17 protein-coding genes are annotated in these 24,770 nt (G+C 68.0%); 10 read left to right on the top strand and 7 right to left on the bottom strand.

What is annotated here, in order from left to right:
• Window positions 1-7: 7 nt before the first annotated feature.
• Window positions 8-1,174 (bottom strand): porin, encoded by a 1,167-nt coding sequence (locus tag C1931_RS16595; protein WP_108757113.1) that lies wholly within the window; start codon window positions 1,172-1,174, stop codon window positions 8-10.
• Window positions 1,175-1,495: 321 nt separating this feature from the next.
• Between C1931_RS16595 and C1931_RS16590 the strand changes: the two genes are divergently transcribed.
• Window positions 1,496-2,851 (top strand): dicarboxylate/amino acid:cation symporter, encoded by a 1,356-nt coding sequence (locus C1931_RS16590; protein ID WP_108754097.1) that lies wholly within the window; start codon window positions 1,496-1,498, stop codon window positions 2,849-2,851.
• Between the two features lie 228 nt (window positions 2,852-3,079).
• On the top strand, window positions 3,080-5,371 hold the full coding sequence (locus C1931_RS16585) for an NADP-dependent malic enzyme (protein WP_108754096.1): 2,292 nt from the start codon (window positions 3,080-3,082) through the stop codon (window positions 5,369-5,371).
• Window positions 5,372-5,523: 152 nt separating this feature from the next.
• Here C1931_RS16585 and C1931_RS16580 read toward each other — a convergent pair whose 3' ends face one another.
• Entirely contained in the window at window positions 5,524-6,261 is a 738-nt protein-coding gene (locus C1931_RS16580; RefSeq protein ID WP_108750587.1) for a basic secretory protein-like protein, read from the bottom strand.
• A gap of 4 nt (window positions 6,262-6,265) precedes the next feature.
• Window positions 6,266-9,610, bottom strand: a complete 3,345-nt coding sequence (locus C1931_RS16575; protein WP_108757112.1) for a GH92 family glycosyl hydrolase — start codon at window positions 9,608-9,610, stop codon at window positions 6,266-6,268.
• Window positions 9,611-10,004: 394 nt separating this feature from the next.
• Between C1931_RS16575 and C1931_RS16570 the strand changes: the two genes are divergently transcribed.
• From C1931_RS16570 to C1931_RS16555, 4 genes are all read left to right on the top strand, one after another.
• Window positions 10,005-10,202, top strand: coding sequence for a zinc-finger domain-containing protein (locus C1931_RS16570; protein WP_108750589.1), 198 nt, complete (start codon window positions 10,005-10,007; stop codon window positions 10,200-10,202).
• A 15-nt stretch (window positions 10,203-10,217) separates the two neighbouring features.
• Entirely contained in the window at window positions 10,218-11,333 is a 1,116-nt protein-coding gene (locus C1931_RS16565) for a glycosyltransferase (protein WP_108757111.1), read from the top strand.
• Window positions 11,314-12,645, top strand: coding sequence for an O-antigen ligase family protein (locus tag C1931_RS16560; protein ID WP_108757110.1), 1,332 nt, complete (start codon window positions 11,314-11,316; stop codon window positions 12,643-12,645). The genes C1931_RS16565 and C1931_RS16560 overlap by 20 nt, the downstream gene beginning before the upstream one ends.
• Window positions 12,646-12,762: 117 nt before the next feature.
• Entirely contained in the window at window positions 12,763-13,212 is a 450-nt protein-coding gene (locus C1931_RS16555; RefSeq protein WP_108757109.1) for a transposase, read from the top strand.
• A 352-nt stretch (window positions 13,213-13,564) separates the two neighbouring features.
• On the opposite strand, the gene C1931_RS16550 is transcribed toward C1931_RS16555, so the two are convergent.
• Window positions 13,565-14,482, bottom strand: coding sequence for an LpxL/LpxP family Kdo(2)-lipid IV(A) lauroyl/palmitoleoyl acyltransferase (locus C1931_RS16550; RefSeq protein WP_108757108.1), 918 nt, complete (start codon window positions 14,480-14,482; stop codon window positions 13,565-13,567).
• Between the two features lie 60 nt (window positions 14,483-14,542).
• Between C1931_RS16550 and waaA the strand changes: the two genes are divergently transcribed.
• Window positions 14,543-15,841, top strand: coding sequence for a lipid IV(A) 3-deoxy-D-manno-octulosonic acid transferase (waaA, locus tag C1931_RS16545; protein ID WP_108757107.1), 1,299 nt, complete (start codon window positions 14,543-14,545; stop codon window positions 15,839-15,841).
• 204 nt (window positions 15,842-16,045) lie between these two features.
• Complete coding sequence (locus C1931_RS16540) at window positions 16,046-17,257, top strand: amino acid transporter (protein ID WP_108757106.1); 1,212 nt, start codon at window positions 16,046-16,048, stop codon at window positions 17,255-17,257.
• 76 nt (window positions 17,258-17,333) lie between these two features.
• Here C1931_RS16540 and C1931_RS16535 read toward each other — a convergent pair whose 3' ends face one another.
• The 3 genes from C1931_RS16535 to C1931_RS16525 all read right to left on the bottom strand — a co-directional run bounded on the left by C1931_RS16535 (window position 17,334) and on the right by C1931_RS16525 (window position 20,175).
• Complete coding sequence (locus C1931_RS16535; protein WP_108754088.1) at window positions 17,334-18,692, bottom strand: TolC family outer membrane protein; 1,359 nt, start codon at window positions 18,690-18,692, stop codon at window positions 17,334-17,336.
• A gap of 16 nt (window positions 18,693-18,708) precedes the next feature.
• Window positions 18,709-19,356, bottom strand: a complete 648-nt coding sequence (locus C1931_RS16530) for a protein-L-isoaspartate O-methyltransferase (protein ID WP_108750596.1) — start codon at window positions 19,354-19,356, stop codon at window positions 18,709-18,711.
• A 141-nt stretch (window positions 19,357-19,497) separates the two neighbouring features.
• Entirely contained in the window at window positions 19,498-20,175 is a 678-nt protein-coding gene (locus C1931_RS16525; RefSeq protein ID WP_108750597.1) for a TetR/AcrR family transcriptional regulator, read from the bottom strand.
• A 121-nt stretch (window positions 20,176-20,296) separates the two neighbouring features.
• On the opposite strand from C1931_RS16525, the gene C1931_RS16520 reads away from it, so the two are divergent.
• Window positions 20,297-21,418, top strand: a complete 1,122-nt coding sequence (locus C1931_RS16520) for an efflux RND transporter periplasmic adaptor subunit (protein ID WP_108757105.1) — start codon at window positions 20,297-20,299, stop codon at window positions 21,416-21,418.
• Window positions 21,419-21,421: 3 nt separating this feature from the next.
• Window positions 21,422-24,583, top strand: coding sequence for an efflux RND transporter permease subunit (locus C1931_RS16515; RefSeq protein WP_108757104.1), 3,162 nt, complete (start codon window positions 21,422-21,424; stop codon window positions 24,581-24,583).
• Window positions 24,584-24,770 lie beyond the last annotated feature (187 nt).

Raw genomic sequence — 24,770 nt, 5'->3', positions numbered from 1 at the left:
GAACGGATCAGAAGTGCATCTGCGCGCGCAGTTCGAAGATTTCCGGGGTGCTGTGCACGCCGCGACGGCTGGCGTCGACCTTCACGTAGTTGGCCTGGAACTTGAAGTGGCTGGTCAGGTACCAGTTGGCGCCGATGGTCAGATCGTGCTGGCGACCGCCCAGGATGCTGCCATCGTCCAGGTCCAGACGGCTGTAGCGGGCCAGCAGTTCCACCGCGCCGTAGTCGTGGGCGGGCTTGATGTTGGCCACCGCGCCGGCGTTGTACGGGCGCGATTCGCCGGTCAGCACCCAGCTGGCCATCGCGTACTGGCCATTGCCGGTGTAGTCGGGCAGGCCCTTGCGGGTCACCGTGGCCTGCAGGGCTTCGGCCTGCAGCGAGAACGGGCCACGGATCCAGATGCCTTCCAGGCCGGTGCGGCGGATCTGGTCGGCAGTGACCAGCGCACCCGAATCGACCAGGCGGATATCGGTCAGGCCGGCTTCCGGGCGGGCACGCAGGCGCGCGCTGGCTTCGTGGTGCACGTCGCGGCCATCGTGGTAGCCGCGCGGATTTTCCTGCGAATAGGCCAGGCCCAGGTGGACCACGTCGCCCGGTGCCTTCACCGGGGTCCACACGGCGCGCACGGCCTGGGTGGTGCCCGGGTTGTCACCCTGCAGATCCTTGCCGCCGTAGGCGCCGGCCTGCAGCAGGTACTGCGGGCGCTCCAGCACCCATTCCACACCGGTGCGGCGGCCGGCGTAGAACGCCTGCACCGGCAACGCGGTTTCCAGGAAGCTGCCGGCGCGCGAGGAGGTGTTGGCATCCAGGCCGACCGGGGTCTTCATGTAGCCGAAGCGGAAACGACCCACGTCGCGGCCGAAGAACGCCTTGCTTTCAAAGCGCACGAACACGTCCAGCCAGGTGTCGGCCTGGAAGTCGTAGTAGACCATCGCGTCGTACACGCCCTTCTTCTTCAGGGTCGCGCCGAACTCCTTGCGGCGCACCGCATCGTCATCCTCGATGCCGCTGGCCGAGGAAAAATCGTTGTAGTCGTAGGCGATGTTGGCCGTGGCGGCCAGTTCGGTGCCGTCGCCGAAGGCGTACTTGGTCGGCCAGTTGTCGAAATCGGCGGCGGAGGCGAAGGCGGGCAGTGCGGCCAGCGACAGGGCCAGCAAGGTGGGAATCGGGCGCATGGGTGGTGCGGCTCTCTCAGATTGCGTGTGGACAGGACAACAACGGCCGCGATGGCCGGAACTTGCGCGGGAACGTGCCCGACCGTTCAGCTCGGGCCACCGGCGTCCCCCGGGGCGTCGGTACGGCGCCAGTGTAGGCACCGCAGCCACCTGAACCGGGGGGCTAGTACCAATAGGTTATCTGCGCCGGCGTGCCCGGCGCGTACAAAGGCGTCCATTGGTCGCGCCGGCGCTCACCGCCGGGCCGCGCCCAGATCCACGGAGACGGTCCCGCCACGGCGGGAACCGTATGCGCCAGAACCGCCCCTTCCGGAGTCCGCCATGCACATCCCGACCACCGCACCGGTGCCCAGCAAGCCGTTGCCGCTCTACCGCCAGCTGTACTTCCAGGTGATCGTGGCGATCGTCCTGGGCGCCGTCCTGGGCCATTACGAGCCGCTGATCGGCGAAAAAATGAAGCCGCTGGGCGATGCCTTCATCAACCTGGTGAAGATGATCATCGCCCCGGTCATCTTCCTGACCATCGTCACCGGCATCGCCGGCATGACCCACCTGCGCACGGTGGGCCGCGTGTTCGCCAAGGCGATGGCGTATTTCCTGTTCTTCTCCACCCTGGCCCTGATCGTGGGCATGATCGTGGCGCACGTGGTGCAGCCCGGCGCGGGCATGAACATCAACCCGGCCGAGCTGGACCAGACCGCGGTGCACAGCTACGTGGAGAAGTCGCATGACCTGACCCTGGTCGGCTTCCTGATGGACATCATTCCGAAGACGCTGATCAGCGCCTTCGTCGATGGCAACATCCTGCAGGTGCTGTTCGTGGCCGTGCTGTTCGGCATCGCGCTGGCCTCGGTGGGCGAGAAGGGCAAGCCGATCGTGAACTTCCTGGAAGCGCTGGTCGCCCCGGTGTTCAAGCTGGTGCACATCCTGATGAAGGCCGCCCCGATCGGTGCCTTCGGTGCCATCGCCTTCACCATCGGCAAGTACGGCGTCGGCTCGCTGGTCAACCTGGCCTGGCTGGTGGGTTCGTTCTATCTCACCGCCTTCCTGTTCGTGGCCGTCATCCTGGGCGTGGTCTGCCGCCTGTGCGGGTTCTCGGTGTTCAAGCTGGCCCGTTACCTGAAGGCCGAGCTGCTGCTGGTGCTGGGCACGTCCTCGTCCGAATCGGCGCTGCCGTCGCTGATGGAAAAGATGGAACGCGCCGGCTGCAGCAAGTCGGTGGTCGGCCTGGTGGTGCCTACCGGCTATTCGTTCAACCTGGACGGCACCAACATCTACATGACCCTGGCCGCGCTGTTCATCGCCCAGGCCACCAACACCGAACTGACCCTGGGCCACCAGATCGCCCTGCTGCTGGTCGCCATGCTCAGCTCCAAGGGCGCGGCCGGCGTCACCGGTGCCGGCTTCATCACGCTGGCCGCCACCCTGGCCGTGGTGCCGGAAGTGCCGGTGGCCGGCATGGCACTGATCCTGGGCGTGGACCGCTTCATGAGCGAATGCCGCTCGCTGACCAACTTCATCGGCAATGCGGTGGCCACCGTGGTGGTGTCGCGCTGGGAAGGCGCGCTGGACCGTGACCGCCTGAAGCTGGCGCTGGACGGCCGCGAAAGCGAGCTGCCGCCGCCGGTCGACGCGGTGGCCCCGGTACTGACCGAGGCCCTGCCGGCCAAGGGCTGACGCCAGGTGTGTGGTACTGCGGGGCCGGTCACGACAGTGGCACGGCCCCGCAGCGTTTCAGGGCGTCGCTTGGCTGTCATCAAGGGCGCCCACGCTGGACCCGGATCGTTGCATACGGCACGGAATTGTGCGGTCGCAGCATGGTTGCGACAGGATAGCGACAGGTCCAGCCACTCCAACGGGGGTATCATCCCCTGTCCCTCTTGCCCATTCATGTAACCCACATCGATGTCCAACGAAGATTTCAAACAGGCCGCCCTCGATTACCACCGCATGTCGCCGCCGGGCAAGATCCGCGTCGCTGCGACCAAGCCGATGCTGACCCAGCGTGATCTGTCGTTGGCCTATTCCCCGGGCGTGGCCTATGCCTGCGAAGCCATCAAGGCCGACCCGCAGCAGGCCAGCGAACTCACCGCCCGCGGCAACCTGGTCGCGGTCATTTCCAACGGCACCGCCGTGCTGGGCCTGGGCAACATCGGCCCGCTGGCCGGCAAGCCGGTGATGGAAGGCAAGGGCGTGCTGTTCCAGAAGTTCGCCGGCATCGATGTGTTCGACATCGAAGTGGACGAAACCGATCCGGACAAGCTGGTCGACATCATCGCCTCGCTGGAGCCGACTTTCGGCGGCATCAACCTGGAAGACATCAAGGCCCCGGAATGCTTCGTGGTCGAGCGCAAGCTGCGCGAGCGCATGAAGATTCCGGTGTTCCATGACGACCAGCACGGCACCGCGATCATCGTCGGCGCCGCCGTGCTCAACGCCATGGCCATCACCGGCAAGAAGATCGAGGAAGTGAAGCTGGCGACCACGGGCATGGGCGCGGCCGGCATTTCCTGCGTGAACATGCTGGTGCAGCTGGGCCTGAAGCCGGAAAACATCCTGGCCTTCGACCGCGAGGGCGTGATCCACACCGGCCGTACCGATCTGGACCCGGAAAAGCAGCGCTATGCGCGCGACACCGACAAGCGCACCCTGGCCGAGATCGTCAACGGCGCCGATATCTTCCTGGGCCTGTCGGCCCCGGGCATCCTGACCGCCGAGATGGTCAAGACCATGGCGCCGGACCCGGTCATCTTCGCGCTGGCCAACCCGACCCCGGAAATCATGCCGGAAGAAGCGCGCGCCGCCCGTCCGGACGCGATCATCGGCACCGGCCGTTCGGATTACCCGAACCAGGTCAACAACGTGCTGTGCTTCCCGTACCTGTTCCGCGGCGCGCTGGACGTGGGCGCCACCGCGATCAACGAGGAAATGAAGATCGCCTGCGTGCGCGCCATCGCCGCGCTGGCCCGCCGTGCGGCCACCGACATGGGTTCGGCCTACGGCGGCGATGCACCGAGCTTCGGCCGTGAATACCTGATCCCGCGCCCGTTCGACCGCCGCCTGCTGGTGGAACTGTCCGCCGCCGTGGCCCAGGCCGCGATGGATTCGGGCGTGGCCGCGCGCCCGATCGCCGACATGGATGCCTACCGGCAGAAGCTGTCGCAGTTCGTCTACCGCACCAGCCTGATGATGAAGCCGGTCTACGACCGTGCCCGCGCCGACAAGCAGCGCGTGGTGTACGCCGAAGGCGAAGAGGAAGTGGTGCTGCAGGCGGTGCAGAACGTGGTCGATGAAGGCCTGGCGCACCCGATCCTGATCGGCCGCCCGGACGTGATCGAAGCGCGCATCGAACGCCTGGGCCTGCGCCTGAAGGTGGGCGAGAACATCGAGATCACCAACATCAATGATGATCCGCGCTTCAACGAATACTGGCAGTACTACCACGGCCTGACCGGCCGCCGCGGCGTGACCGTGGCCGCGGCGAAGAACCTGATGCGTTCGCGCCCGACCCTGATCGCCGCGGTGATGGTTGCCCGTGGTGAAGCCGATGCCATGCTGACCGGCATCGTCGGCCGCTTCCACAAGAAGCTGGGTTATGTGCGCAGCGTGCTGCCGCTGGAATCGAAGGTGACTTCGACCTCGGCCATGACCGGCGTGATCAACCAGCAGGGCGTGTTCTTCTTCGTGGACACCCACGTGCAGGAAGACCCGACCGCCGAGCAGATCACCGAAGCCACGCTGCAGGCGGCCTACCGCATGAAGCTGTTCGGCATCGAGCCGAAGGTGGCGCTGCTGTCGCACTCCAACTTCGGCAGCCACGATTCCAAGGACGCACTGAAGATGCGCCAGGTCCGCGAGATGCTGCTCAAGCGCAACCCGCGCCTGAACGTGGACGGCGAAATGCAGGGCGACACCGCGTGGGATGAAGCACTGCGCCAGAAGCTGCTGCCGGGCTCCACCCTGCAGGGCCGCGCCAACCTGTTCGTGCTGCCGAACCTGGAAGCGGCCAACATCGCCTACAACCTGGTGCGCGTGTTCACCGATGGCGTGGCGATCGGCCCGATCCTGATGGGCGTGAACAAGCCGGTGCACATCCTGACCACCAGCGCGACCTCGCGCCGGATCCTGAACATGACCGCCATCGCCGCGGTGGATGCGCAGATCCGCAAGCAGCTGGAAGCGGAAAAGAAGGCCTAAGCCTTCTTTCCAGCGGCAGAAACGCGCCCCACGGGGCGCGTTTCTGTTTGCGCAAAGCGCAGACCCGGATCGGGTAGCGCCGGGCCATGCCCGGCGAGCGCGCAGCGCGGTAGATCAGGGATTCCGCCAGGCATGGCCTGGCGCTACCGCCCTCAGCGTCGGCCGCGGCGCGCCGGGGCCGGTGGCGGGGCATCGCTGCGTGGCTTGGCGTACTGCGCCCACAACACCGGCAGGGTCTTGCCGGTTTCCTTCTGCCACAGCGTGGGCACGTAGCGTCCGTCGCGCAGCGCCTTGTCCAGCGCCAGCACCAGCCCCGGGTGCTCGCCCTCGGCCCACTTCAGGAACGCACCGGTCACCCGATAGCCGCTTTCCACGGTCTGGCCCTTTTCCACCTTCACCGGCAACGCCCAGCCGGCGGCGGTGTTGTTCATGCCGTAGCGGTCGCGTGCGTAATCGGCAATGCCTTCCACCAGCCAGCCCGGCACGCGCTTGTCGCCGTAGCTGGGGTAGCCCTGCACGATGTGCATCGCCTCGTGGGTCACCAAGTCGATGTCATCGGGGTGCTTCAGCAGCCAGCCCGGATTGATGGTGATCGTGCTGGCCTTGTCCTTGTCACCCACGTAGGCCACGCCGTTGTAGGCCGGATCGATCACGATGCGCACTTCGTTCGGCGCCGCCGGGCGGAAGTCCGCCCGCTCGCGCAGGTAAGCAAAGTAGAACGTGTCGATGATGCGCTTGCGCACCGGTGCCGCCAGGGCACCGCTGGCATCCTGGTAATACAGGGTCACGCCATCACGGCTGACCTGGCCATCGAAGGCCTGGGTCTGCGCCTGGCCAACACCGGGGAAGGCCAGGGCAAGAAAGAGCAGGGGAATCAGACGAAGGCGCATGGCGTCATTGTACGGTGGCCGGTGCCAGCAGTTCGATCTCGGCCAGTTGCAGACGGCCCGGACCGATCACGCGCAGACGGTACTCGCTGTAGCGTGCCGGCGTGGCAATGCGGAACGGACGGGTCTGCCGCGGTGAGGTGAAATCTTCGCCTTCGCGCTGGTCCAGCGTACGCCAGCTTCCGTTGCCGCTGCGCGCTTCCAGCACCCATTGGCCACCACGGATCGCGCCATCGCCACTGGTCAGCGTGTACATCGTCGGCACGCCATCGGCGCCGCCGCTCAGGCTGATGGTCGCACCCGCACCCAGCGCCACTGCGGTACCCGCATCGTCGTCGGTCAGGGCGGGCAGGGCGCGGCCATCGGCCAGTGCCGCGCGCGCGCTGCTGCCCAGCAGGTCGTGCAGCAGCTGCGGGCGCTTGCCGACCGCGGTCAGCGAAGGCGGTACATCGTCGGCACCGCTGCCCCAGCGCGACGGCTGCGGGCCCATGGTGAAGTCCAGGGTGGCGCCCTGGGCGATCAGCGCGTGCGGCACCCAGGTCTTCGTCCACGGCTTGCCGTTGATCTTCAGCGACTGCACGTACACGTTTTCCGGCGAATTGTTCTCGGCGTTGACGGTCAGCACCGCGCCGCCCTGCAGTTCCACCCGTGCATGGGCGAACGCTGGCGAACCGATCACGTACTCCGGCGCACCCATGCGCAGCGGGTACAGACCCAGCGAGGCGAACAGGTACCACGCCGAGGTCTCGCCGTTGTCCTCGTCACCGGGGTAGCCCTGGCCGATCTCGCTGCCTACGTACAGCCGCGACAGGATCTCGCGCACGTGCTGCTGGGTCTTCCACGGCTGCCCGGCGTACAGGTACATCCACGGTATGTGGTGCGCCGGCTGGTTGCTGTGCGCATACATGCCCATGCGCACGTCGCGCGCTTCGGTCATCTCGTGGATGATGCCGCCGTAGGAACCGGCGAATTCCTTCGCGGCGGTTTCCGGGGTGGCGAAGAAGGTGTCCAGCTTGGCCGCCAGTTTTTCGCGGCCGCCGTACAGCGCGGCCAGGCCTTCGCCGTCGTGGGCAGCGGTGAAGGCGAAGGTCCAGCCATTGGATTCGGTGTAGTCGTGGCCCCACACGCGCGGGTCGTAGTCCTTGGCGTCCACGCGCCAGCTGCCATCGGCCTGGCGGCCCTGGAAGAAGCCCACTGCCGGGTCGAACACGGTCGCGTAACCGGCGGCGCGGTAGCGGAAGTACTCGGCCTCGGTGCGGTAGCGCTCGCGCGCGGCCGGCGTGGTTGCCTTCGTTGCCAGTGCCTGCGCCATGTTGGCAAGGCCGAAGTCATTCAACGCGCCTTCCATCGTCCACGACATGCCTTCGTGCACGTCGGCGCTGGCGTAGCCGCGGAAGGTCGAACGGTCCATGCCCTTGCGGCCGACGTGGCGGTCCGGCGGCACCACGGTCGCGTTCTTCAACGCGGCCGCATAGGCTTCGGCCGGATCGAAACCACCAATACCCTTCAGCCAGGCATCGGCGAAGGCCACGTCGGAACTGGTGCCGACCATCAGGTCCGCATAGCCCGGCGACGACCAGCGCGCGATCCAGCCGCCGGCCCGGTACTGCTCGATGAAGCCCTGCACCAGCTGCCCGGCATCCTGTGGGGTGAACAGCGCATAGGCCGGCCAGGTGGTGCGGAAGGTGTCCCAGAAGCCGTTGTTCACGTACACCTTGCCATCGCGTACCGGCGCGAAGCTGCGGCTGGCGCTGCCGTCGGTGTTGTTGTCTTCGGCGCTGGCCTGGCTGGCGTAACGCCAGTCCGGCGCGGCGGCGGTGCCGGCATTCTCGTGGCCCGAATTGGGGTACAGGTACAGGCGGTACAGGTTCGAATACAGCGTGGTCTTGGCGTCGTCGCTGGCCTGGCCGATATCGAAGCGCGACAGCCGTGCATCCCAGGCGTCCTGCGCGCGCCCGGCCACGCTGGCCAGGGTGTCGGCGTCGGGGATTTCCAGCGCCAGGTTGTGGCGTGCCTGGTCCAGCGAGATCAGCGAGGTGGCAATGCGCATCGTCACCGTGCGGCCCTGCGCGGTATCGAACTTGATGTAGCCGGTGGGGCGGCCGGTATCGATGCGGCCGCTGCTGCGCCACGGCCGGTCGAAGCGGGCGACCACGTACATGCGGGTGGCGCCGTTGGACAGGCCGCTGCGCGTATCGGTGTAGCCGCTCAGGGTCTGCGTGGCTGCATCCAGGGTCAGGCCGCCGCGTGCGTCCACGTTGTCGAACAGCAGGTTGGCATCGCTGCCCTGCGGGAATTCAAACTGGAACAGGGCGGCATGGTCGGTGGGCGCGATCGACGCCGCGATGCCGTTGTCGAAGCGCACGTCGTAGCGGTACGGGCGCGCCGATTCCTGGCTGCGGTCGAAGGACAGGGCGCGCTTGCTGCGGTCGGCCTCGGGCACGCCGCGGCTGGCCGAGGGCATCACCTGGAAGGTCTGGCGGTCGCCCATCCACGGGCTGGGCTGGTGGCTGAGCGCCAGCGCCTGCAGCTGCGGGCGGTTCTTCGCATCGTTCTGCTCGCTCCAGCGGTACAGCCAGTTCAGCGCGCCGGCGTCGGTCACCGGGGTCCAGAAGTTGAAGCCGTGCGGCACCGCCGTGGCCGGGAAATTGTTGCCGCGCGAGAAGGTGCCGTTGGCCTGCGTGCCGCGGGTGGTCAGCACCCAGTCCGATACGCGCTGCGGCACAGTGCGCGGCTGCGCATCCAGGCGCACATCGTCGATCCAGCCCGACACCGGCGCGCCATCGGCGCTGGCCACGGCCAGTTCAATGGCCACGACCCGGCGCCCCAGCAGGCCCGGGACATCGCCCAGGCGCACCGCCTTGCGCGCCCACTGCTGCGGGTACAGCGTCTTCGAATCGCCCTGCGCGCGCGCGCCCAGCGCGATCCCGTGCTGGTCGCGCGCGGCGCTGGCCGACACCCGGCTGCCATCGTCCAGGCGCAGGTCCAGCGACACATAGGTCGAGGCCACGGTATCGCTGCCGACGATCTCCGGCAGCACCAGCCACGACAGCGTGGTGTCGGCGGCAATGGTCAGATCGGTGGTGAACAGTTCGCGTGATGCAGGGCCGCCATTACCGCGGTAGTGCAGGGCATGCAGGCCGGTGTAGCCGGCATTGCGCTTGGCGGCATACGGGGCGGCCGGACCATTGCCGATCTGCACCTGCAGCGCGCCCGCGGCCTTCAGCGGTGCCGGCTCGCCCGGCTCGAACGAGGTCTGCAGGCCCTGCGCCAGCGCCGGCGTCGCAGAGGTCGCGCAGGCCAGGGCCAGGGCGAGGGGAAGCAGGGCGCGGCGCGGATCGGTCAGGGTCATGCAGGGTCTCCCGGGTAAGGCAGGCGGCTGGCAGGACCCGCATCGGCGAACACCCAGGACGGCACCGCCCGTGCCGCCCAGGGGCAGCGCGGAAGCGATGCAGGTCCGGTGGGGGGCGGGCCGTGCGATCGGGTCGGGTTGTGAGGGTCCCGATGCTGCAACAGGCGGCCGCACCCTGACAAGTGCCATTTAGTTCGATCCAAATGCGGCAAATCCTCGCCAGTGCAGGGCGGTGCCCGGAACTGCTTGGATCGATTGAAGAAATCCGCCCAGGTGGGTGTCTGAGCGTCGGGACGGAAGGGATGCAGACGCCAACCCGCCTGTTGCGGCGCAATGCTGGCCCGGCCCAGATGCTAGAATCCCAGCCCTCGCAATCCGTTCATCGACACCCGCCATGAGCCATACCGCCACTGCGCCCGCCAACGCCGAAAAGCGCTACACCGTGCACCGCGCCGACCTGCCGCTGAGCTGCCCGACCCCGGAAATGGCGCTGTGGAACTCGCACCCGCGCGTGTACCTGCCGATCGAAGACGAGCCCAACGGTGAAGCGCAGTGCCCGTACTGCGGCTCCACCTTCGTGCTGGCCGACTGATCGGGCGGCCGTTCGATGCGCCGATTGACCGTGGTGCAGTTGCTGCCGGCGCTGCACTCCGGCGGCGTCGAGCGTTCCACCCTTGAAATCGCCGCCGCCCTGGTGGCGGCCGGCCACCGTGCGCTGGTGGTGTCCGCCGGCGGGCGCCTGGTGCAGCCGCTGCTGGACAGCGGTGCCGAGCACCTCACGCTGGATATCGGCCGCAAATCGCTGCTGACCCTGCGCCACATGCCGACCCTGCGCCGCCTGTTCGCCGAAGTGGGCGCGGACATCGTGCATGCGCGCTCGCGCCTGCCGGCCTGGCTGGGTCTGTACGCGATCCGTGCATTGCCGGCCGCGCAGCGCCCGCGCTGGGTCACCACCGTGCATGGCCTGAATTCGCCCAGCCGCTACAGCGCGGTGATGACCAGCGGCGAACGCGTGATCTGCGTGTCCAATACCGTGCGCGAGTATGTGCACACCCATTACCCGACTGTTCCCGACGCGCGCCTGCAGGTGATTCCGCGCGGCGTGGACGTGGGCCAGTTCCCGCGCGTGGCACGTGCCGATCGTCGCCCACGCCTGGCCCTGGCGGCCGATTACCCGTGGCTGGCGCAGGTGGACGGCCCGCTGCTGCTGCTGCCGGGGCGCGGTACGCGGCTGAAAGGCCATGCGCACGCGCTGCAGTTGCTGGCCGACCTGCGTGCCGCCGGCGTGCCGGCGCAGTTGTGGATGCTGGGCACCGATGAGCCCGGCCGCGAAACCTATGTCGCCGGTCTGCGCGCGCAGGCGGCCGCACTGGGTATTGCCGAGGCCGTGCACATCAGCGTGCCCACCGCGCGCATCGCCCAGGCCTACGCCGCCAGCGATCTGGTGCTGCAGTTGTCGGACAAGCCCGAAGCGTTCGGCCGCACCGTGGTCGAGGCCCTGTCGGTCGGCCGCCCGGTACTGGGCTGGAACCACGGCGGCGTAGGCGAACTGCTGCAGCAGCTGCAGCCGTCGGGCGCGGTGCCGCTGGGCGATGCGCAGGCCCTGCGTGAACGCGCGCTGGACCTGCTGGCACAACCGCCGTCGTTGCCGGGGCGGATCCCGTTTACCCTGCAGGCCATGCAGCGTGACACCCTTCGCCTCTATGCCGACCTTGCCGGCTGACCCCACGCCGGCCCTGCGCGACGATCGCGCCGGGCGCTGGGCGCCGTGGTGGGTGCTGGCCTACGTGGCGCTGTGGCCGCTGCCGGGCATCGCCGAAACCGTGCTCGGCCTGGGTGCGCTGTACGCCGCCGCGCGCATGGTGCTGCGCCGGCTGCAGCACCGGCCGCATCTGCTCAGCCCTGCCGCGTGGGCTCTGACCTCCATCCTGTTCCTGGGCTATTGGCTGCCGCAGGCGTTCTCGGCGCTGGATGCCATCGATCCGTCGGCGGCCTGGACCAAGGCCGCCGCCGGCCTGCGCTATCTGCCTTTCATGTGGCTGGTGGCCATTGCCGTGGCCACCCCGCAGCGGCGTCGGCTGACGCTGGGTGGGCTGGCGCTCATCACCGGGCTGTGGACCGTGGATGCGCTGGTGCAGGCGCTGGCCGGCAGCAGTCCGTGGTTCTGGTCGCTGGACCAGTTGAAGCATGTGGTCAGCGGGCACGGCCTGTGCCCGGCCGATGAAGTCGTGCTGGCCGACCGTCTGAGTGGTGCGCTGGGGCCGTGCAACCTGAAGTTCGGCCAGGTGCTGGCCAGCCTGTCACCGTTCCTGCTGCTGCCACTGGCCCGCCGTTTCGGCCATGCCGGCTGGCTGCTGGGCGCGGCCGCGCTGGGCGTCGTGCTGCTGCTGGCGGGCTCGCGCGCGTCCTGGGTCACCTTTGGCCTGGTGCTGGTGTACAGCGGCCTGCGCCAGTTCGGTTGGAAGCGCCTGCTGCTGTTGTCGCTGGCCGGCCTGCTGGGCGCGGCCGCGTTGACCGCCAGCGTGCCGCAGCTGCGCGAGCGCGTGGCGCGCACCGCCATGGCCTGGGATGGCGCCGACGATGGTGTGGACCAGGCGCTGTCCGGCCGCGCGCGCATCTGGTCGGCGGCGGCGTGCATGATCGAAGAACACCCGATCAACGGCGTGGGCGCGCGCGGTTTCCGCGATGCCTATCCCGCGTGCGTGCACGAGCAGGCACCCGCCGTATGGGGCGCCGAGCCGGCCCTGCACGCCCATCAGATCGTGCTGGAAATCCTCGCCGAAACCGGCGTGCTGGGCCTGCTGCTGTGGCTGGCGGCCGTGGCCCAGGCATGGCGCGCCTGGCGCTTCGCCCCGGCCGCCGCGCGTGAGCGCGCGCGCCCGGCCATGCTGGCCCTGGCCGTCACCGTGTTTCCCTTGAACACCCACCTGGCGTTCTATTCCACCTTCTGGGGCGGGGTTACCGTGCTGCTGGCGGCGCTGTTCGTCGGCACGCTGCTGGCGCGTGAACCGGACGATCCGCCCAACGCGATGTAATCGCCCACCCACCCCACGCGCAGGTAGATCTACGCCATGCGTGGATGGCGCTTTCCCGACCCAACCTCGGGCAACTCCCCAATACCCCTGCTGACCTCGGCAGCGCAGGCTGTGGTCATGGCCAGCCCCAGACTCCGCTACGGCCGTTACTCCCGCACCGGCAACGTGTACGTTCTGACCACGGTCACCGTGCGCCGTGAACCCTTGTTCGCCGACGCTGCCAACGTGGCGGTCCTGGTCGATGCACTGCGCTTCGTGGAGCGCGTCGGCATCAGCCACAGCCTGGCCTGGGTGGTGATGCCCGACCACGTGCATTGGTTGATGGAGCTGCAGAAGGGCACCCTGGCCGAGTGCATGTCCCTGCTTAAATCCCGCAGCAGCCGCCTGTTGAACCAGCAGCTGGGCCGGCGCGGTGCGCTATGGCAGCACGGCTACCACGACCACGCGGTGCGCAGCGATGAGTCACTTCACGAGAAGGCCATGTACATCCTGGCCAACCCGGTCCGTGCAGGCTTGGCGTGCGAGGTGGGGGAGTACCCTCACGCATGGTGCCGTTGGCCGTTGTAATCCGGTGGCGTCGCGCGGAAATCATCCACGCATGGCGTGGATCTACTGCACCTCATTCCACGCCACGCGTGGATGCAGCATTCCCGCCGATGCCCGTAGATCCACGCCACGCGTGGATGCAGCATTCCCGCCGATGCCCGTAGATCCACGCCATGCGTGGATGCAGCATTCCCGCCGATGCCAGTAGATCCACGCCATGCGTGGATGCAGCATTCCCGCCGATGCCCGTAGATCCACGCCATGCGTGGATGCAGCATTCCCGCCGATGCCCGTAGATCCACGCCATGCGTGGATGCAGCATTCCCGCCGATGCCAGTAGATCCACGCCATGCGTGGATGCCGCATTCCCCGGTTATTTGTAAAAATCGCTGCGGCCGCCGGGCTGGCGCTTGAACCGGCGGTGGATCCACAGGTACTGGTCGGGGGCTTCGCGCACCATCTGTTCGATGGCCTGGTTCACCCGCGTGGTATCGGCTTCCACGTCTTCACTGGGGAAGTTCTCCAGCGGCGCGCCGATCTTCAGGAAATACTTTCCGCCTTCGCGACGGTGGAAGTAGGGGATGACCGCGCAGCCGGTCATGCGCGCAAACTGGTGGGTGGCGGTGATGGTGGCCGCGGTATGGCCGAAGAACGGCACGAACACGGTGTCCTTGCCGCGCATGTCCTGGTCGGGGGCATACCACAGGAAGCCGCCCTTCTTCAGATGACGCACGGTGGCACGGATGTCCTCGTTGGCATACATCGCCTTGGCATAGCGCAGGCGGCCGAACTTCACCGCCCATTCGTACACCGGGTTCTTGTGCTTGCGGTACATGCCCGACAGGTCCACGTGGTCGCACAGCAGGCGCCCACACATTTCCAGGGTCATGAAGTGGCCCGACACCAGCAGCACGCCACGGCCTTCGGCCTGCATCTGCTTCAGGTGTTCCAGGCCTTCGATCTGCACCTGCGGGCGGATGCTGTCGATGCTGCCCCACCAGGAGCGCGCACATTCGAAGATGCCCACGCCCAGCGCGTCGAAGCTGTCGCGCACCAGGCGGTTGCGCCAGGCCTCGTCCTTTTCCGGGAAGCACAGCTTCAGGTTCACCTCGGCGGCACGGCGGCGGCTGCCGAGCAGGCGCCAGGTGATCCAGCCAACCCCGCGCCCCAGCGCGCGCTGCAGGAACCACGGCAGGCGGGCAATGCCGAATGCGGCAAACATCGCCGCGAACATCGGCCAGTTGCGGGGATCGGCCAGGGACGGGCGGATGGCGGTAGAGGCATCGGACATGCCGCCATTCTACCAACCCCGCCGCGTGTCTTTCCCGGGGGCGTCCCGTATCCTTGCCGCATGCGCAAAGACCCTGTCGAATGGATCCTGCGCGGCCTGTATTCGGCCGTGCTCTACATCCTGCTGCCGATCACCGTGTACCACCTGGTGTGGCGGGGCTTCCGGGTCCGCGAATACTTCCGGCGCTGGGATGAACGCTATGCCTCCTACCCGCAGCCGACCGGCCAACCCCGGGTCTGGCTGCACGCGGTATCGGTGGGCGAAGTCAACGCGGCCGCGCCGCTGGTGAACGCGCTGCGCCAGCAGCGCCCGGACATCCGCTGGGTCATCACCACGATCACGCCTACGGGCTCCGAGCGCGTGCGCGCGCTGTGGGGCGATGCGCTGGATCACGTCTACCTGCCGTACGACGTGCCCGGCAGCGTCAACCGCTTCCTCGGCCACTTCCAGCCCAGCTTGGCGCTGATCCTGGAAACCGAGCTGTGGCCGAACATGCTGTTCGGGTGCCGTGACCGCCGCATTCCCGTGTACATCCTCAACGCACGCCTGTCGGCGCGTTCGCTGCGCGGCTACCGCGTGCTGGCCGCGCTGATCCGCCGTGCCCTGCGCACCGTGACCTGCGTGGCCGCGCAATCGCAGGATGATGCCGCGCGCTTCGTGCAGCTGGGCGCCGCGCCGGAACAGGTGCAGGCACTGGGCAACCTGAAGTTCGACATTGCCACCCCGGAAGTGCAGCCCTTCATCGCCCAGTTCCACCAGCAGGTTCCGGCCCAGCGGCCGGTGTGGATCGCCGCCAGTACCCATGAGGGCGAGGAACAGGCGGTGATCGACCTGCACCGGCGGCTGCGCCAGCAGCATCCGGACCTGCTGCTGCTGTGGGCGCCGCGGCACCCCGAGCGCTTCCCGAAGGTGGAATCGCTGGCGCGCGAGCAGGGCTGGCGCGTGGCCACCCGGCGTGCGCAGCAGTGGCCGCAGGCCGATACCGACGTGTTCGTGATCGACACCCTGGGTGAGCTGATGCCGTTCTACGGCTGCGCCCAGGTGGCCTTCGTCGGCGGCAGCCTGCAGGCCATCGGCGGCCACAACCTGCTGGAGCCGGCGGCATTGGGCACGGCCGCCGTTACCGGCCCGCATCTGCACAACTTCGCGGAAATCTCGCGGCGCATGCGCGAGGCCGGTGCACTGCTGATCGGCGACGACGTGCAGGCCGTGGGCGACCATCTGCAGCACCTGCTGCAGGATCCGCAGGCCCGCGAAGACATGGCGCACGCCGGCTGCACGCTGGTCAGCAACGGTCGCGGCGCGCTGCAGCGCACCGTGGCGCTGGTGGAACCGCACCTGCCGCCGCCGCGCGACTGACCCGGCTCGGCGGTGTGCTGACGCAAACAGCCGCATAAAGCCTGCTTGATGGCCGAGGCGGTGTCGTAGCTGGCCTGCCTGCGCGGCCGTGCGCGTGCCTTCCATCACAGCGCGGTGCTTGCGCGCCGTTTCCCGATACCGCCGCGTCGTCGCCGCTGCCAGCCTGCTGTCGACCACGCTTGGTCGGCATCAAGGAAGCTTTCAATGAACGTCGATGGCGGCAGCACCGCGCGGGGCGGCGTGCGAACCGGCGCTGTACTGGGCACGGATCATCTACTGGTGCTTGCGCTGGCGCTGCTGGTGGGCGGCAGCGTGGTGGCGCTGGTGGGCCAGCACACCGCAGCGCAGGCCGGCCCGGCAATCGTGCTCAGCCTGTTGCTGGCAGCGCTGGGCGCGTGGCTGGTGCTGTGCAGCCTGCGTGATGCGCTGCGTGCGCAACCCGATGGCAGCGGTCTGCACGATCTGCTGCGGGCGGCCTGGGGCCAGCGCGTGGCCGATCTGCTGCTGCTGGCCCTGGTGCTGGAACTGACCGCCACTGTGGCCGGTGCTGCGCAGTCCGGTGCGCGCCATCTCTACGCGGTCGCGGCCACGATGGGCGTGGAGCCGCGGCAGTGGCTGCCCGTGCAGGTGGTCGCCGCCGTGCTGGTGCTGGCCACTGCGGCGATGGCGCTGCTGCGGCCGCGCCGCGCGGTGCTGCTGGCCTGTGCGCTGTTGACCCTCAAGTTTGGCATTGGTGCGCTGCTGCTGGTCCTGGCCGCGCGCCATGTGCATTACGCCCACTGGATTCCGTGGTTGCCCAGCGCGGTGGCCCCGTACCGCTTCGGTATGGGTGGGGTGGTCGCCGCCAGTGTGCCGCTGCTGGCGGTGTTTGCCAGCACGGGCCTGCTGCTGGTGCTGGCTCCGCTGGTCACCCGGCCGCGGCGGCAACTGGTCCTGGCCGTTGGCGTGGCGGTGCCGGCGGGCATGCTGTGGCTGATGGTGCTGGCGGCGCTGCAGTCGGGGCTGGTGGCGTTCCCGGCATTGGCCAGCACACGGCCGCTGTCGGTGGCCCTGCAGGGGGTCACGCAGCTGCAATGGCTGCTGCCGCTGCTGCCGGCCGCCGGTGCAGCCGGCCTGGCCGCGCTGCAGGTGGTACTGGTGCTGCTGGCGACAACGCTGTGCCTGCAGCGCTGGCCGGGCAGCGGCGAGCGCCATCGGGTACAGCGCGCCGCAGTCATCGCATGGCTGGGCACCGGGGCGGCGCTGCTGGCGGTGTGGCTGCCCGAAGGGTTGCTGCCCAGCCTGCCGGGTCCGTTGGCGTTGATCGCGCTGGCGGCGGTCTGTGCGGGCCAGGTGAAGCAGTCCGGCGCGGCCCGGGTGCGTGCGCCGCTGGCCACCGCGCTGTGCCTGCTGCCGCTTCTGCAGCGGCTGTTCTAAGGGCGAGCAGCGTCGCACGGGCACAAAAAAACCACCCGTGAGGGTGGTTTTTCTGTGCGGCCAGCAACGCCTGCAATCAGCGCGTGGTGGTCGACGGGTTGCCCGCGTCCTGGGTCAGCAGGCGGTTGATGTCCTGCAGCTCGGCCACGTCCAGCGAACCCAGCGACTGGCTCAGCAGCAGGCGGTTCTGCAGGAAGGTGTAGCGGGCCTGGGCGTAATCCAGCTGCGCCGAGAACAGGATGCGCTGGTTCTGGATCACGTCCAGCACCGTGCGGGTACCCACTTCCAGGCCGACCTGCGAAGCGTCGTAGGCGCTCTGTGCCGAAACCACGGCCAGGCGGCGCGCTTCCACTTCGCTGATGCCCTGCACCAGGGTCTGGTAGGCATTGCGGGTGTTGCGGTCCAGCGCACGCTTCTGCTGTTCGTAGGTGTCCTGGGCGATATCACGCTGGGCCAGGGCCTGGCGCACGCCCGACTGGGTGGCACCGCCGGAGAAGATCGGCACGCTCAGGGTCAGGCCGATGCTGTTGGTGCGGGCATCGGGCGACAGCGAGCCGGCGCCGGTGCTGTCGCCCCAGGTCGCGCTCTTGCCCCAGCTGCCGCCCAGCGACAGGGTCGGGTAGTGACCGCCACGGGCCGCCTGCACGCCGGCTTCGGCGGCGCTGACCTTCAGTTCCTGCGCCTTCAGCGCCGGATTCTGGCCGCTGGCCTGGGTCACCAGTTCATCGATGTTGCCGCGGTTGGCCGGCACTTCCGGGCGGAAGTCGGCCGGCAGGCCGCGCAGGTTCACCACCGGCTGGCCGGTCAGCTCGGTCAGGGCCTGGTAGTTATCGGCCAGGGTGTTCTGCGCAACGATGGTGTTGGCGCGCGCCTGGTCGTACTGGGCGCGCGCTTCGTGCACGTCGGTGATCGGCGCCAGGCCCACTTCCAGGCGCTTGTCGGCGAAGTCGAACTGCTTCTTCGCGGCCGCTTCATTGGTCTGTGCGGCGGTCAGCGATTCGATCGCCACCAGCACGTTGAAGTAGGCCGCCGAGGTGCGCACGATCAGGCTGTCGTTGGCCGAATCGAGGGTGAAATCCGCCGCCTTGCTCAGCTCGCGCTGCGAACGCAGGTTGCTGATCTGGGTCCAGTTGAACAGCGTCTGGCTGCCATCGACCGTGTAGCTGCGGCGCTTGCTCATCACCGAACCGGAGTTGGCATCGGCATTGGCTTCGCTGCGCGTGCGGTTCAGCGCGGCGGTGCCGTTGATCTGCGGCAGCAGGGCAGCGCGTGCCTGCACGGCGCCTTCCTTGTCGTACAGCCGGGTCGATTCGGCAGCGGCCAGCTGCGGGTCACCGTTGCGCGCCATTTCGTAGACCTGCAGCAGGTCGGCGGCATGGGCAGACAACGGCAGCAGGGCAGTGGCCAGCGCAACAGCGAGGGATCGGCGGATCATTGCGGCTTCCTTGGACTCAGAGGTGGAACTGGGGTGCCGGGGCGGCACCGCGCAGGTAATCGATATCGGTCTCGAACAGCGATTCGGTGCTGCCGTCGGCCTTCACCAGCAGCGCTTCCATGGCCGGCGAACGGCCGTGGATCACGAACAGGCGACCGCCCGGACGCAGCCACGAGGCGAACTGTGACGGCACCACGTCCACTGCGCCAGTGACACAGATCACGTCGAAGCGGCGGTCGGTCTGCCAGGTCAGGGCATCGGCCACTTCAACCCGCACGTTGGTGCCCAGGCCGGAAGCGTCCAGGCGCGCGCGTGCAGCGGCGGCCAGTTCTGGGTCGATTTCCAGGCTCAGCACGTCGCGCGCCAGCGCGCCGATGCAGGCCGACAGGAAACCGCTGCCGGTACCGATCTCCAGCACTTCATCACCCGGCTGCAGATCCAGCGCCTGCAGGGTGCGGCCTTCGATCACCGGCTTCATCATCTTCTGGCCGTTGCCGATGGGCAGTTCGACATCGGTGTAGGCCAGCGCACGGCGCGCGTCGGCGACGAAGGCCTCGCGCGGCAGGCGGGCCAGGACGTCGAGCACCTTGATGTCCAGCACGTCCCAGGGACGGATCTGCTGTTCCACCATCAGTTCGCGGGCGTGGGCGTAATCAATCGTCATGAGGTTCAAATCCAGCGCAGTGGGCCGGCCATTTTACCGGTGCCGGAGGCCGGCGGCGCGCCCAGAGCATCAGCTGCCGGGTGGCCGGGGTCGCAGTGCCGGAAGTCATCGCGACCTCCGGTTCGTTCAGGTTGGTGCGTTTCAGTCGTTTCCGGCCCCTCGCGGGGCATAGGCGCGCAGGAAGAAATCGACGCTGGCGGCCACATGGGTCGTGGCGTCGGTCTCGGCCGGGGACAATGGCATGCCGCACATCATATGCATGTGCACCTCGCCCTTCACCAGGGTCAGGAACTGTTGCCCGGCCTGGGCAAAGTCGTCGATCTGCAGTTCGCCGCGCGCCGTGCGCGAGCGCAGGAACTCAGCCAGCGCCTCGCAGGTGCGCAGCGGGCCGGCCTGCCAGAACAGTTCGCGCAGGCGCGCGTCGGTTTCCGGCGCCATCATCACCCGCTGGATCGACAGCGCCGCGTCCGAAGTGATCAGCTCGAAGAAGGCGTGGCCAATGCCCAGCAGCTGGTCGCGCAGCGGGCCCTCGGCGTCGGCCACGAACAGCGCATCGGGCAGCATCTCGATGCACTTGGACTGCACCGCCTGCGAGAACAGGGTCTCTTTGTCGCCGAAATGGCTGTAAACGGTCAGCTTCGACACGCCGGCCTGGGCGGCGATGCTGTCCATGCTCACACCGCTGTAGCCCTGTTCGATGAACAGCACTTTGGCGGCTTCCAGGATGGCAGCGCGCTTGCCCAGGTCCTTCGGACGCCCGGGCCCGGCGGCCTTGGCAGTGGCCTTGGCCGACGGCTTGCGGGAAGTGGGGGAACTCATTGCCGTAATACTAGACCACGCGGTTCGATATTTATACTATACCGGCTGGTTCAATAATGTCCGTGGCGTAACAGAGTGTTGCCGCCGTGGTCCTCCGGATTTCCTTTCAGGTCGTATCGCCATGAAGAACATGCGTTGGTTGGGCGTAGGTGCGCTGGCCGTGGTGCTGGCAGCGTGTGGCAAGCAGGCGGCCGAGCCGGCGCCGGCCCTGCCGGTGCTGGTGGTCCACCCGGTCACCCAGGACGGGCAGGCGCCGGCGGCGTATCCCGGTGAGGTGCGTGCGCGCCAGGAAAGCCCGCTGTCGTTCCGGGTGGGCGGGAACCTGGTCAAGCGCCTCGTCGATGCCGGTGAACGGGTGAAGAAGGGCCAGCTGCTGGCCGAACTGGACGTGGCCGACTACGCCTCGCAGGCGGCGGCATCGCAGGCCCAGTTGGCGGCGGCCGAAGCCGACCTGGTGCGCGCCCGCGATGACCAGAAGCGCTACGCGACGCTGGCCGAAGACCAGTTGGTGAGCCGATCGGCGCTGGACCAGCAGACCGCTGCCTTCAAGGCGGCACAGGGACAGGCCAATGCCGCCCGGGCCAACCTGGCCGTGGCCCGCAACCAGGCCGAGTACGCGCAGCTGCGGGCACCGGCCGATGGCGTGATCGCCAGCCGCCAGGCCGAAGCCGGGCAGGTGGTCAGTGCCGGGCAGACGGTGTTCACCCTGGCCGCCGATGGCGGCCGTGAGGTGCTGATCGCCCTGCCGGAAAGCTCGATCCGCGACTACCAAGTCGGACAGGCCGTGCAGGTGGAACTGTGGAACCGCCCGGGCCAGATGCTGCCCGGCACCCTGCGTGAGATCGCCCCGGCGGCCGACGCGCAGGCCCGCACCTACGCCACCCGCGTCAGCCTCGCGCCGGAAGCACTGAGCGAAGTGGAACTGGGCCAGAGCGCACGGGTGTTCGCCACGGCCGGCCGCAGCGGCACGCTGCAGTTGCCGCTGGCCGCCGTGCAGCGCGGCGCCGATGGCCAGGCCAGCGTGTGGGTGGTCAATCCTGCCACCGGCGCGCTGAAGGCGACGCAGGTGAAGGTCGGCGCCTACGGTGCGCAGGCCGTACCGGTGCTGTCCGGCGTAGCGACGAGCGATTGGGTGGTGGCCGCCGGCGGTCATCTGCTGCGCGAAGGCCAGGTGGTGGCGCCGGTGGACCGGCAGAACCGCCCGGTGCTGGCACCGACTGCGCCCGCCGCCAAGGAACACTGAGCCATGCGCCGCTTCAATCTTTCCGAGTGGGCGCTGGGCAACCGCCCGCTGGTGCTGTTTGCCATGCTCGCCTTCGCCGTCATCGGCGCATGGTCGTACAAGCATCTGGGCCAGTCCGAAGATCCGCCGTTCACCTTCAAGGCGATGGTGGTGCGCACGATGTGGCCCGGTGCCACCGCCGAGCAGGTCTCGCGGCAGGTGACCGAGCCGATTGAAAAGGCACTGATGAACACCGGCGAATACGAGTTCATCCGTTCGTACTCGCGCCCGGGCGAATCGCAGGTGATCTTCATGGCCCGCGACAGCCTGCGCTCCAAGCAGATTCCCGATCTCTGGTACCAGGTGCGCAAGCGCGTGGGCGATATCCGCGCCACCTTGCCGCGCGAGATCGTCGGCCCGTTCTATAACGATGAGTTCGGCGATACCTTCGGCAACATCTACGCCTTGACCGGCGAAGGCTTCGATTACGCAGTGATGCGTGACTATGCCGACCGCATCCAGCTGGAACTGCAGCGCGTGCCCGACGTGGGCAAGATCGACCTGGTCGGCCTGCAGGACGAGAAGGTCTGGATCGAGCTGTCCAACACCAAGCTGGCCACGCTGGGCGTATCGCTGCAGCAGGTGCAGCAGGCCCTGGCCGACCAGAACGCGGTGACGGCCACCAGTTTCTTCGAGACCCCGAGCGACCGCGTGCAGCTGCGCGTGACCGGTCAGTTCGATTCCATCGAGGACATCCGCCGCTTCCCGATCCAGGCCGGCGAGCGCACCGTGCACCTGGGCGACATCGCCGAGATCAAGCGCGGCTTCGCCGACCCTGCCTCGCCGAAGATGCGCTTCATGGGCCAGGATGCGATCGGCCTGGCCGTGGCGATGAAGGACGGCGGTGACATCCTGAAGCTGGGCGCCACCCTGGATGCCGAGTTCGAGCGCCTGCAGAAAACCCTGCCGGCGGGCATGCAGCTGCGCAAGGTCTCCGACCAGCCGCATGCGGTGGAAGAGTCGGTGGGCGAGTTCGTGCAGGTGCTGACCGAGGCGGTGGTGATCGTGCTGCTGGTCAGCTTCTTCTCGCTGGGCCTGCGCACCGGCCTGGTGGTGGGCGTGACCATCCCGCTGGTGCTGGCGATGACCTTCTTCGTCATGCACTACTTCGACATCGGCCTGCACAAGATCTCGCTGGGCGCCCTGGTGCTGGCGCTGGGCCTGCTGGTGGACGATGCGATCATCGCGGTGGAAATGATGGCCACCAAGATGGAGCAGGGTTACGACCGCCTGCGTGCAGCCAGTTTCGCCTGGGAATCCACCGCGTTCCCGATGCTGACCGGCACCCTGATCACCGCGGCCGGCTTCCTGCCGATCGCCACCGCCGCGTCCAGTACCGGCGAATACACCCGCTCGCTGTTCCAGGTGGTGACCATCGCGCTGGTGGTGTCGTGGATCGCGGCGGTGCTGTTCATTCCCTATCTGGGCGACAAGATGCTGCCGGACCTGTTCAATCCGCAGCCGCCCAAGCCCGGCAGCCTGGCCGCGCGCTGGCATGCGCGCCGCCTGCAGTGGGCCGACCGCCATCCGGCGCTGGCGCGCTGGATCGTGCCCAAGCAGCACGACCACGACCATGATCCGTACCAGCGGCCGTTCTACACCCGCTTCCGTGCGTTCCTGGACCGTTGCCTGCGCCATCGCTGGTGGGTGATCGCCGCGACCATCGCGCTGTTCGTCGGGTCGCTGCTGCTGTTCCGCTTCGTGCCGCAGCAGTTCTTCCCCGATTCCACCCGCCCCGAGCTGATGGTGGACATCGAACTGGCCGAAGGCGCGTCGCTGGCCGCTACCCAGGCCCAGGCCGACAAGCTGGAAAAACTGCTGAAGGGGCGCGCTGGCATCAGCAACTACGTGGCCTACGTCGGCACCGGTTCGCCGCGCTTCTATCTGCCGCTGGACCAGCAGTTGCCGGCCACCAACTTCGCCCAGTTCGTGGTGCTTACCGACGATGCCAAGGCACGCGAAAGCACCCGCGACTGGATGCTGAAGGATGTGATCAAGCAGTTCCCGGACGTGCAGATGCGCGTGACGCGCCTGGAGAACGGTCCGCCGGTGGGCTATCCGGTGCAGATGCGCGTGTCGGGCGAACACATCGCCCAGGTGCAGGCCATCGCGCGCCAGGTCGAGGCCAAGGTGCGCGAGAACCCGCACGTGATGAACGTCAACCTGGACTGGAGCGAGCCGAGCAAGGTGGTGCGGCTGGTGATCGACCAGGACCGCGCGCGTGCGCTGGGGGTGAGCAGTGCGCAAGTGAGCCAGTTCCTCAGCAGCTCGCTGTCGGGCATGAGCGTGAGCACCTACCGTGAAGGCAACCGCCAGATCGAGATGCTGCTGCGGGGGCCGGACAACGAGCGCGCGCAGCTGGACCTGCTGGGCAGCCTGGCGATTCCGACCAGCGGCGGCACCGCCGTCACCCTGTCGCAGGTCGCGCGGCTGGAGTACGCCTTCGAGGACGGCATCATCTGGCACCGCAACCGCCTGCCGACGGTCACCGTGCGGGCGGACATCAGCGATGGCATGCAGGCGCTGGATGTGGTGCAGCAGATCGTGCCGACCCTGGATGGCATCCGTGCCGTGCTGCCCAGTGGCTACCTGCTGGAAACCGGCGGCTCGGTGGAAGACTCCACCCGCGGCCAGGATTCGATCAAGGCCGGCATGCCGCTGTTCCTGATCGTGGTGGCCACGCTGCTGATGCTGCAGCTGCGCAGCTTCTCGCGCGCGGCCATGGTGCTGGTCACCGCACCGCTGGGCATCATCGGCGCGACGCTGTTCCTGCTGCTGTTCCGTGCACCGTTCGGCTTCGTCGCCCTGCTGGGCACGATCGCGCTGGCTGGCATGATCATGCGCAACTCGGTGATCCTGATCGACCAGATCCAGCAGGACATCGACGCCGGGCACGACCGCTGGCACGCCATCATCGATGCCACCGTGCGCCGCTTCCGCCCGATCGTGCTGACCGCGCTGGCCGCGGTGCTGGCGATGATTCCGCTGTCGCGCAGCGCGTTCTACGGCTCGATGGCGATCTCGATCATGGGCGGCCTGATCGTCGGCACCGTACTGACCCTGGTGTTCCTGCCGGCGCTGTACGCCGCCTGGTTCCGGGTGAAGCCGGACGAATCCGGGGCGTAATGCCCCGGGTTCCCGGGCCCCTGCCCTTGGTAGGTGCCAACCTTGGTTGGCACGGGTTGGGGCATCCACGCATGGCGTGGATCTACCGCATCCACGCATGGCGTGGATCTACTGCATCCACGCATGGCGTGGATCTACCGCATCCACGCATGGCGTGGATCTACTGCATCCACGCATGGCGTGGATC

Origin of the sequence: Stenotrophomonas sp. YAU14A_MKIMI4_1, from assembly GCF_003086855.1 — a bacterium.
GTDB lineage: Bacteria > Pseudomonadota > Gammaproteobacteria > Xanthomonadales > Xanthomonadaceae > Stenotrophomonas.
The sequence above is the reverse complement of the archived record's forward strand: the minus strand, read 5'-3'. Positions and strand labels throughout refer to the sequence as shown.